This window comes from Thermogemmatispora sp. (genome assembly GCF_019683635.1).
Classification (GTDB): domain Bacteria; phylum Chloroflexota; class Ktedonobacteria; order Ktedonobacterales; family Ktedonobacteraceae; genus Thermogemmatispora.
Genome location: NZ_JADGIA010000180.1, coordinates 1 through 11,139, shown reverse-complemented (window position 1 = coordinate 11,139; position 11,139 = coordinate 1). Strand labels below are relative to the sequence as shown.

Sequence of the window (11,139 nt, the reverse complement as noted above, 5' to 3'; positions counted from 1 at the left end):
CCGGGGATTGTCAACGTTCGGTGTCAGTGCTATTTTAACACAAAGCCTTCAGGTAGGACAGAGATGCACATCGACATCTTCACGCTCTTCCCGGCCATGTTTGAAGGGCCGTTTTCTGAAAGCATCCTCAAACGCGCTCGCGAGCGTGGTCTGCTCTCGATAGCCTTGCATAATATTCGAGATTTTACAACCGATAAGCATCATGTCGTCGATGATTATCCTTATGGTGGCGGCGTCGGCATGGTCATGAAACCCGAGCCGATTTTCGCCGCGGTCGAGGCCGTCTATCAGGGCGGGCCGATCATTCTGCTTACACCCCAGGGCCGCCTGTTCAACCAGCAAATCGCTCGCGAGCTGGCCCGGGAGCCGCGCCTTTCTCTGATCTGCGGCCACTATGAGGGGGTTGACGAACGCGTAGCTGAGCATCTGGCCACCGATGAACTCTCGATCGGCGATTATGTGCTCACCGGTGGCGAGCTGCCGGCAATGGTAATAGTGGATGCCGTGGCCCGCTTGATCCCCGGTGTTTTGGGCGATGATGCCTCAACGCACGAAGAGTCGCACAGCGACTCTCTGCTGGAATATCCTCAATACACCCGTCCGCCCGAGTTCCGCGGCTGGCGAGTACCCGAGGTTTTGCTCTCCGGCAACCACGCCCAAATCGCGCGTTGGCGACGGAAGGAAGCCCTGCGGCGCACGAAGCGTCGTCGTCCCGATCTCTTTGCCAAGCTTGATCTGAGCAGCAAAGAAGATCAGAAGCTCCTTAAGGAGCTAGAAGCCGAAGGCTGGTGAGTCGCGCCTGGGCAGCTCAGCGCCGGCCTTCGCCGATCCTGCCCTGTCCGGCAAACACAAGCTGGCGTCGCTGCTTACTCCTCGTCGGCGTCCTGATCGTCGTTGGCGGCTGTGCGCGGCTCGCGTAGCTGGCGCTCCTGCTGGCGTCGCAGGGCCTCTTGCCGGGCTCGCTCCTCGGCGATAATCTCTTCAACTTCGTCGGCCATCGTGCGCCCCTCGCCCTCGTAGCGACCTCCACCAGCGCTCGGGCGGCTCTCCAGGACCTCGCGCGCGCGCCCGCCGCTCTCTTGGGGCCCGATGATGCCGTGGGCTTCCAGCAGGTCGATCAGACGGGCCGCTCGGGCATAGCCCACACGCAGGCGCCGCTGCAGCAGAGAGATGGAGGCCCGGCCATACTCGCGTACTACCTGTTCGGCCTGCTCCAGCAGCTCGTCGTCCAGCGTGGCTTCTTCTGCCTCCTGTTCGTGAACCTCCCAGCCAGGTTCAACCTCCGGGCTGCCTGCTGGGCGATGCTGGGAGGCCTGTTCTTTCCAGTGAGTGACCAGGCGCTCGATCTCTTCATCAGCGACAAAGGCTCCCTGGATGCGCTCCGGCTTGCCGGCATCGGCGGGCAGATAGAGCATGTCGCCCCGTCCAAGCAGGCGCTCCGCTCCACCCATATCGATAATGGTCCGTGAGTCAATAGCTGAGCTGACCATAAAGGAGATACGCGTTGGAATGTTGGCCTTGATCAGGCCGGTGATGACGTCGACCGATGGACGCTGTGTAGCCACCACGAGATGGATGCCCGTAGCCCGGGCGAGCTGGGCCAGACGACAGATCAGGCTCTCTACCTCCTCGGGGGCCGTCATCATCAGATCGGCCAGCTCATCGATAATGATGACGATGGAAGGCAAGTTCTGGAGCGAGTTATCTCCGCGAGCCAGCCGCTCGTTGCGCAGCTTGCGATAGCTGTCGAGGTTGCGTACACCCAGCCGGGAGAAGAGGCGATAGCGACGCTCCATCTCGTGAATCGCGTTTTTGAGCAGCCCCACCACCGTATCGACCTCCGTCACCACCGGCATCAGCAGGTGGGGAACGCCGTTGTAGTGCGTCAGCTCGACCATCTTAGGATCGACGAGCAGCAGGCGCAGGTCATCGGGCGTAGCCTGCATCAGGAAGGTGGCGATTATGGCATTAATGCAGACGCTTTTACCGGCGCCCGTAGCCCCGGCGATCAACAGGTGGGGCATACGCGCCAGATCGCCAACGCGGACCGCACCAGCGACATCTTTACCCAGGGCCACCGCCAGCTTGGACTTGGCCCGCGCGCTCTGGTATTCCTTGCTCTCCAAGACCTCGCGCAGAGTCACCAGGCGGCTATTTTTATTAGGAATCTCCACGCCGACATAGGGCCGGCCCGGCACCGGGGCCTCCATGCGAATCGAACGCGCCTCCAGTACCAGCGCCAGATCGTTCTGCAGGGCCATGATGCGGCTCACGCGCGTGCGCGATTCATAGACAATATTGCCGGAGGCGTCGCGCACGGGAACCAGACGCCCTTTCTCATCAGGCTGCATGGCCGGCTTGCCCGTGGGGCGAATGCCGAAGCGAATAACCGTAGGGCCGATACTGATGTCTTCGGGCCGTACCTCGGCCTCAACGCGGAAGCTGCGCAGTGTATCCTGGATCAGCTTGGCCAGGGCTACCGTATCTTCGCCCAGCATCTGCAGCTTCATATCCTCGGGCCGGTTGAGCAGGCTCAGATCTGGTAGCTTCCAGGGAGACGAGGGTGAGGGCTGGCCTCCGCTGCGCGGCTGCGACCGTTTCCCCATCTCCGCGGCTGGCTGGCGCTTTAGTGGATTGGGCGTGAGCGGCTCCATCTCCGGCAGGTTAGGGACAACGTCCTGCGCGGAGATGTGCAGCGGCTGCTGGGGGGGCCGCTCGCTGTTGAAGGGCAGCGGCTGCTGCTGCGCGCCACGTGTGGCGGCCTGATACTCCTGGTGATTAAGCGGCTGAGGCGGCGGATACGGACCGCGGGCACGCTCGCCAGGCTGGTGCCGGCGAAGCGCTCTGTCGTCCTGGCGATCGTCATCGATCTCGAAATCCGGCTCGAACTCGATAATCCCCTCATCTTCCTCGCTCATCGTTGCCGCTGATGGATCAGCGGCTGAGCGGACCGCCCCGGCGCGCGTCCCATTGGGGACTCCTTCATCCCCTCTGGAGCCGGCGCTGGCCTGAGCTTGACCACTATAGCGGCTATAGCGGGGGCGCTGGCCAAGGAAAGGCGAAGGACTGCGGGCGTGCTCGCCAGTCCCGGGCCTCTCTACGCGGTCGGCGAAGAGCCGACGCACAAAGCGAGCGGCGGTTAGAATGTGCCCGAAGGTGATGTGGAAGGTGATAATGCTGACCAGGGCCATCAGGCCCAGGATCAGAATGTGACCGACAGCCGCCGGCCAATTGCGCAGGGGCCAGACCAGGACAGCGCCAACAAATCCACCGGTCTCCCCCCCGAAAAGCAGCTGACTTTCGGCCAGTACCAGCAGCCAGAGCAGGACCAACCCACCTACCAGCGACCAGCGCAGCAGACTGCGTCGGCGCAGACTCTCGATCAGCAGGGCCACGGCCAGCGCCAGCGAACCCAGGGCCAGCACATAGGCTGACCAGCCAAAGAGGGTTGTAAAGAAGGCGTAGAACTCTTTCAGAATGAAGGCTTGACGGAAGATCGTCAAGGCGCTGAGCAGAATCAGCGAGAGTAAGAGCAGGGTCAAGCTGTAAAACTGCTGCTGCTGATGGGGTTCAAGACGCTGCCACTGTTCGCGGAGCCAGTGAATAAAGCGCTCGTCCCCCGTCTGGTCGGCGGGGGGGGAAGATGGGGCTGAGGAAGCTTTGCGGCCAGATGACCGGGAAGCCGAGGCACGTTTTGGCGCCTGTCGGGCGTTTGCGGGGCCGGGGGTCCGCTGCTCAACGCGGACGCGGCTGGAGCCGACAGCGCCTGCGGCGGCGCTCGCCCGCGAGGTCCGCCTCGCCTCTACGCCCGGAACAATGCGCTCCTTGCGCTGATTCTTCTGATCGCTGGCAGCCATTCCCGCTCCGTCTGCTCCTCCCGTGAGCTATACAGGCGCTCTTCTTCCTCTCCTGCTGCGCTTGGGCCAAGATAGCGCCTGCCAGAATTCTATAAGCAACACCAGTATGATAGCGCAGATGTTCCAGGGGCGCAAGTGGGGAGATGGCGGCTCGGCGCGACCCGATCGGCGCTCAGCGGACAGGAAGGACGCGGTTCCTGCGACTTCTGCAACTGACCCTCGCTAGGGGGAGCTGATTTTCTGGGCACGACCACGGCAGCAGGCCAGGATCACGAGCGGGCGGGATGGCGGTAAGAAAGAGAGAGCGCACAGACGAGAACCGGTAGAAGCACAGAGCAGAGAAGGGATCGAATCTATCATCTCCATGCTAAGCTGACGAGCTTCCTCGTGGTGCGCTCTCTTCCTTAAGTATAAGCAGAAGCTGTCGCAAGAGCATCAGTGATCTGTCACAGAATTGTCGCAAAGAAGGAAGAGGAGACAAAGCACAGCTAGCTACCGCGGGGCAAGTGGTGGATTCAGAGAGCAGGGAAATAGACGCGGGAGAGGCGACGCGGGAGAGGCGAGAGGCAGGGGCCGACGACCGGCAGATCGTGCGGCGGCTCTCGCGCACCCCGCGCTTGTTCCGGCTTAGACCTCCATTACTACTGGCAAGACCATAGGCCGACGATGGGTCTTTTCGTAAAGGAACTCGCTGAGCGTGTGCTTAATCTTATCCTTTACAAAGGACCAATCGGAGGCGTGGCCATTGAGGCCAACGAACGACTCCAGCACCCGCTCGCGCGCACTCGCCAGCAGCTCCTCGGCATCGCGCATATAGACGAAGCCACGCGAGATGATGTCTGGTCCAGCCAGCGGACGCCCAGTCTCCTTATCGACTGTCAGGACGGCCATCAGGATGCCATCCTGAGCCAGGACCTGACGATCGCGCAGCACAATCTGACCGACATCGCCTACGCCCAGGCCATCGACATAGACATTGCCGCAGGAGACATGGCCAACAGCATGGATCGCGTTCTTCGTCACCTCGATCACATCTCCATCCTCGGCGATCACGATGTGATCTGCGGGGATGCCCAGCGAGGCGGCCAGCTTCGCATGGAGCATCAGCTGGCGATACTCGCCGTGGATTGGCACGAAGAACTTCGGTCGGATCATGCTCAGCATCAGCTTCAGCTCTTCCTGGGCGGCGTGGCCCGAGACATGCACCGGCGAGACGCCCTGATAGAAGACCTCAGCCCCTTGACGGAAGAGATTATTGATTGTGCGATTGACCATCTTCTCGTTGCCCGGCACCGGCGTTGCAGAGAGGATCACGGTGTCGCCCGGCTGGATGCGCACGAGACGATGGTCCTGGTTGGCAATGCGCGTCAGAGCCGAGGTCGGCTCGCCCTGGCTGCCGGTACAGATGATCACGATACGCTCAGGCGGCAGCTTATTGATATCCTCAGCGCGGATCAGCGTGTGCTTGGGGATGTTCAGATAGCCCAGATCGATGGCCATCTGGACGTTGCTCACCATGCTGCGCCCGACCAGAGCCACCTGGCGCCCGTAGCGCACGGCTGTATCGACCACTTGCTGCACACGCGAGATCAGCGAAGCGAAGGTGGCGATCAGGATACGCCCGGGGGCATTGGCAAAGATCTTGTCGAGCGAGTCGCTGACCACACGCTCCGAGGGGGTATAACCAGGTGACTCCACTCGCGTGCTGTCACCCAGCAGTACCAGAACGCCCTCCGTACCAATGCGCGCCAGTGTTCCAAAGTCTGCCGGTTGCCCATCGACTGGCGTATGGTCGAATTTATAGTCACCGGTGTGCACCACGGTGCCGACGGGCGTGTGAATCACAATACCCACTGCGTCAGGAATGCTGTGATTAACGTGGAAGAACTCCGCGGTGCACTTGCCCAGTTTCACCTTATCGCCCGGAGCTACCATCTTAACGATGGCGCGATCCTGCAACTTATGTTCCTTCAGCTTCACCTGGATCAGCCCCTGGGTCAGACGGGTGGCATAGACGGGGGGGAAGTCGAGCGCAGGAAGGACATAGGGGAGACCACCGATGTGGTCCTCGTGGCCGTGGGTGATCAGGATAGCCCGGATACGCTGCTTTTTGTCCTGCAGATAGGTGGTGTCCGGTATCACTAGATCAACCCCGAACATCTCATCGTCAGGAAACATCAGCCCCGCGTCAACGATGATGATGTCCTCACCATACTCGATCACCATCATGTTCTTTCCGACTTCCCCAAGCCCACCCAGGGGGATAAGTCGAATTTTTTCCATTGTCAAGGTAACAAAAACCTCCTAACCACACTCAAGCATGAGTATGCCCACTCTTTGCTTTTGAGATATATGTTGACTCCTGTCTCCGCCAACAGGAGTTATAGCCAAATACAGAAAAGTCTAGGCAACGTTGAACTATCAGAAATACACACTATTCGGATCTATTATTCTATTAATAGTCTAGCATATTCGATGCGCAAAGACAAGGAAGAGCTATGCGCTGGCGACTGACGCGCAGCAGCCGCCTCTTGCCTTCGCCGCTATCGCTGTTTCCTGTGCCAGGCTCCGTCAGGAGTGGGTCAGGTCGAGTTGGGGCGAGCCAGGGCGGGCCGGAGGGGCTTCTCGCTGTGGCTATCTCTGCAGACAGGCAGGTACCTGCTTACTGCTCCTGGCCAGCCTGCCGATCCATTGAGGTAGCCAGTCACTGAACCAACCAGCCTCTACGATCTTATATCGGCCACTTTCTTCTTTTTCTGCAAACTAGAACACTTGTCTATTAACGGATATTCCCTAGCAAGGCCCGGGCGATCACCACCCGCTGAATCTGGTTGGTGCCCTCGAAGATCTGGGCCACCTTCACATCGCGCATATAACGCTCGACCGGATAATCTCGCACATAGCCGGCACCGCCCAGGACCTGGACCGCATTAGTCGTGACCTCCATTGCCACATCGGTGGCGAAGCACTTGGCCATCGAGGCATACATGCTAGCATTCTGCTCGTGGTCCAGCTTATAGGCAGCCTCGTAGACCAGCAGGCGAGCGGCTTCGATCTTCATGGCCATATCGGCCAGCATAAACTGTACAGCCTGGAAGGCGCCGATCGGCTGGCCGAACTGCGTTCGCTGGCAGGCGTAGGAGCGAGCGACCTCGAAGGCGGCCTGGGCCACGCCCACGGCAATGGCGCCGATATTGATGCGGCCCCCATCCAGCGACGAGAGGGCGATTTTGAAGCCCTGTCCCTCCTCGCCCAGGCGCTGACCGAGCGGAATTGTGCACTGCTCAAAGATCAGCTCCCGCGTGGGAGAGGAGCGCAGGCCCATCTTGCGCTCAGTTTTCCCAAAGCGGAAGCCGGAAGTACCTTTCTCGACTACAAAGCAGCTAATTCCCTGCGAGCCGCGTACTGGACTCGTACGGGCCATCACCAGGTAGAGGTCAGCCTCGCCTCCGTTGGTGACCCACATCTTGGTGCCATTGAGCACATAATTATCGCCGCGACGTTCGGCGCGGCACTGAAGGCTGGCGGCATCCGAGCCGGCGCTGGCCTCGCTGAGAGCAAAGGCCCCGAGCAGCTCGCCGCGTGCCAGGCGCCGAACCCAACGCTCGCGCTGCTCCTCGCTACCGAAGCGGGCGATGGAGCCAGCCACCATGTTATGCACCGACAGGCCGACAGCGGTAGCCATATCTCCCCTGGCCAGTTCTTCATAGACCAGGGCGGCCACGGTCCGGCTCAGGGCACTGCCCCCGTATGTCTCAGGGATCGTCATGCCCAACAGGCCCAAGGTGGCCATTTTCAGGTAGACTTCGCGCGGGAAATACTCCTGTTCGTCCCACGTAGAGGCGTGGGGCGCAATCTCCTGTTCTGTAAAGCGACGGACGGTGTCGCGGATCGCTCGTTGCTCTTCATCGAGATCGAACTGCACTGCTAGCTCCTGTTCTACTACTGGTTTCGGCTCGCCATCGATGGGCAGGGAAGAGCCGGAGCCAGCGAACGAGCGCACTCACTCTTGCTAGCTGGCACTGGCTGACGCAGACCGGGCAGAGAAAGATGAGCAGACCGAGGTGAAGCGGCAGGCGAGGTATGGTGCGCCGGACAGGCTGAGCGCCACTGCATCGCCTGCACCGGACAGACGGCTAACCTCTGCCGGTCTCTTCATCATTATAGCAGTCCTGCAACCAGGTGCCGTTGGTGACTGCCGGCGCGAGGAACGGAGCGGGGCAAGATGAGTTTCCAATCCCTATTTCATCCCTATTTCTTTCCAATCCCTAAACGGGCTTGAGCGGTAAGCCGGGCAGCTGATCAGGCCAGGCCCGCGGGCTGCTCTGCTGAACCGATCTCGACACGCAAGACAGCCAGGCAGCACCAGTGTCCTTACTGTTGCGCTCTGGGCGTCGCGTCACGCCCTGCACAATACGGCAAGCCCCGGCGTTCCACGACTGCCGGGGCAGCGGAGCCGATGGTCGGACTCGAACCGACGACGACTCGCTTACAAGGCGAGTGCTCTACCAGCTGAGCTACATCGGCCTCTCTTCTCACTCGCTTGAGCGCTGTCTGCTTTGCTCGCTGGGATACTCTCTTCTGTGCTTTCTACTATAGCACAATGGGGCTGAGATTGCAAGAGAGGGGGGAGGAAGAGGGCGTAGCGCTGCGCGAGGCGCGGAGGCAGGCCGGAGGCGGTCAGATGCTCGCCAGATCAGGCGACGCAGCTGGTAGATAGCATGCTATCCGCTTTAAACTTTCTTTACATATCCGTCATACTTTTCTGAACTCTTCTCTGTATACTTGAGCAGCGACCGGGTATCCTCCAGTAGGGATGGTGGCCTGCCAGATCTCCTGCCACCGGTGGTTCTTGCATGGTGGCAGGCCACCTTCCCCTGCTGCGGCCAATGGGCCTGGCTGCTAGAGGTAGTGGTCAGGCAGGGACCTGCTGCCTTGCCAATGAATGCCTGGTTCTAGTCGACCATGACCTGCTACCGGGCTTCACAGCCTCAAGCACAGACAAGGCGGGGTATGAGATAGAAGGACAGAGAGAGGGACGCTGAAAGCAGATGGTAAGGCGTGCTCGATGCGCACGTTAAGCGTAACGCCTTCCCTGGCTGCCTTGTGAAGAGATGCCAGAGCTGAGCATATGAGATTGCTGGTCATTGAAGACGAGCCTGATATCGCGCACGCGCTCGCGAAGGGGTTGCGCCAGCGTGGCTATGCTGTAGATGTCGCCTACGATGGGGAGCGCGGTTGTCTGCTGGCCGAAGTCAATGACTACGACCTGGTTGTTCTCGATCTCAATTTACCCGGCCTCGATGGCCTGGAGGTTTGTCGCCGCCTCCGCGCACTTCGTCCCGCTTTGCTCATCCTCATGTTAACTGCCCGCAGCAAGCCAGATGAGCGGGTGGCCGGCTTGGAGCTGGGGGCTGATGATTATCTGGTCAAGCCCTTCTACTTCGCTGAGCTGGTGGCTCGTATTGGGGCCTTGCTGCGCCGCGATCTCCGCGGGCGTGAGCCGCTCCTCTGCTACGCTGATCTCAAGCTTGACCCGGTGGCGCGCGTGGTCTGGCGGGGTAATCAGCGCCTCTCGCTGACCGGCAAAGAGTTCGGCATTTTGGAATATCTGATGCGCCACCAGGGTGAGGTCGTCAGTCAGGAAACGCTCCTTGAACACGTTTGGGATTCGCAGGCTAATCCATTCACCAATACGGTGCGCGTGCACATCAATTCACTGCGGCGCAAGCTGGGAGACGTCGCTGAGGCGCCGCGCTATATCGAAACGGTCGTTGGCCAGGGCTACCGTCTCGGTCCGCTCTCTGCCCTATCGGAGGAGAAAGCATGACCAGATTCTCTTTCCCATCCCCGCGCCTCTCGCGTCTACGCCAGGGGCGGAGGCGCTTTTTGCCACTACGCTTACGAATTGCCATCGGCTCCGCTGCGCTGGTCTTCGTACTCAGCTTCTCACTTCTCTTCTTTATCAATATTGCGGCCATTAATGGTTTCTCGCGCATCATTCACAGCAGCGGACTGGACTGGCCGCGCACAACGGTTTTGCCGAATGGCACGCGTCTCAGAAATACGCTGCCGCCCTTGCCGGCCCCGCTGGCGGAGCGCCTGGCCGAGAGCTTCGCCCGCGGTCATCTCAATCCGATTGAGCGCGCCCTCTTGCTGGAGCTGCAGAGCATCTCGCTGATTGGCCTGGCCCTGGTAGCGGTGCTGGGTGGATTTGGGGCCTACTGGCTGGCTGGCGCTGCTCTGCGTCCCCTGCGTCAGGTCAGCAATGCAGCGCGGCGCATCAGTGTTGAGACGCTCGATACACGTCTGGCGCTGACGGGGCCGCGTGATGAAATTAAGGAGCTGGCCGACGCCTTTGATGCCATGCTGGCCCGGCTGGGCGAAACCTTTGCTCAACAGGGGCGCTTTGTCGCCAACGTGGCCCACGAGCTGCGCACGCCCCTGGCGGCCATGCGTGCCAGCCTGGAAGTCGTGACCAGTGATCCACAGGCGACGCTGGAGGATTATCAGGAGATGGCTGCTGCTCAGGAGCGCGGGCTTAGTCGTCTCGAATCGCTCGTCTCTAATATGCTGCTGCTTGTCAAGAGCGAGCAGCCGCTGCGCACCCGCTGTGAGGTCAGCCTGGGGCCGCTGCTGGAGGAGGTCCTCCAGGAGCTGCAGCCGCTGGCCCAGGAACATGGGGTCAATCTCGTGCTTGAGAATCTACCCGATCTGGTTGTGATCGGCGACGAGCTACTGCTGGCGCGCGTCTTCTCCAACCTGATCGAGAATGCCATCTGTTACAATCGCCCGGGCGGTGAGGTGCGTGTCAATGGTCTGGAGGCCGAAGGGCAGGCACGCGTTACCGTCGCCGACACAGGGATCGGTATTCCTCCCGAGGAGCAGGGGCTTATCTTTGACCGCTTCTATCGTGTTGATAGCTCGCGCTCGCGTCACAGTGGAGGGGCTGGACTTGGCCTCTCGATTGTCGCGGCCATTGTGCAGCAGCATCATGGCCAGATCAGTCTCTGGAGCGAGCCGGGACGTGGCAGCATCTTCACTGTTTCCTTGCCGTTGGCTCAGAGTGAGCTGGCCGGCAGCGCTCATGCCGCCCTACCAGCACCTATCGAATGCGCTGGTTCCGAAACGCCAGTACTCTCCGTGAGATGACCTTCGCCTGTTTGGCAGCAGGACGCCTTGCTCGCTGGCCAGGCCAACTATTCCAACAGGCCTGGAAAGCGGCCAGAATCCGAGCTGAAGGCTTTCTTCTTCTTTGAAGGTCTACCCACCCTCTGTACCC

General features: G+C 60.6%; 6 protein-coding genes and 1 tRNA gene. 3 read left to right on the top strand and 4 right to left on the bottom strand.

Going from position 1 to position 11,139, the window contains the following annotated elements; translation table 11 throughout:
- Positions 1-63 precede the first annotated feature (63 nt).
- Positions 64-792, top strand: coding sequence for a tRNA (guanosine(37)-N1)-methyltransferase TrmD (gene trmD / locus IRZ31_RS16870; protein ID WP_297155740.1), 729 nt, complete (start codon positions 64-66; stop codon positions 790-792).
- A 74-nt stretch (positions 793-866) separates the two neighbouring features.
- Here the strand turns inward: trmD and IRZ31_RS16865 are convergent, their stop codons facing one another.
- From IRZ31_RS16865 to IRZ31_RS16850, 4 genes are all read right to left on the bottom strand, one after another.
- Entirely contained in the window at positions 867-3,857 is a 2,991-nt protein-coding gene (locus IRZ31_RS16865) for a DNA translocase FtsK (RefSeq protein WP_297155739.1), read from the bottom strand.
- Between the two features lie 627 nt (positions 3,858-4,484).
- A complete protein-coding gene (locus IRZ31_RS16860; protein WP_297155741.1) occupies positions 4,485-6,140 on the bottom strand; it encodes a ribonuclease J in 1,656 nt (551 codons plus the stop codon).
- 496 nt (positions 6,141-6,636) lie between these two features.
- Positions 6,637-7,782 carry an acyl-CoA dehydrogenase family protein gene (locus tag IRZ31_RS16855; protein WP_363325687.1) on the bottom strand — a complete coding sequence of 382 codons (1,146 nt, stop codon included), beginning with the start codon at positions 7,780-7,782 and terminating at the stop codon, positions 6,637-6,639.
- Between the two features lie 529 nt (positions 7,783-8,311).
- Positions 8,312-8,384: transfer RNA gene (locus tag IRZ31_RS16850), tRNA-Thr, on the bottom strand.
- 604 nt (positions 8,385-8,988) lie between these two features.
- On the opposite strand from IRZ31_RS16850, the gene IRZ31_RS16845 reads away from it, so the two are divergent.
- Complete coding sequence (locus IRZ31_RS16845) at positions 8,989-9,687, top strand: response regulator transcription factor (RefSeq protein WP_297155737.1); 699 nt, start codon at positions 8,989-8,991, stop codon at positions 9,685-9,687.
- Positions 9,684-11,009: an ATP-binding protein gene (locus tag IRZ31_RS16840; RefSeq protein ID WP_297155736.1), complete on the top strand. Its 1,326-nt coding sequence runs from the start codon at positions 9,684-9,686 to the stop codon at positions 11,007-11,009. The genes IRZ31_RS16845 and IRZ31_RS16840 overlap by 4 nt, the downstream gene beginning before the upstream one ends.
- The last annotated feature ends 130 nt before the right edge of the window (positions 11,010-11,139 follow it).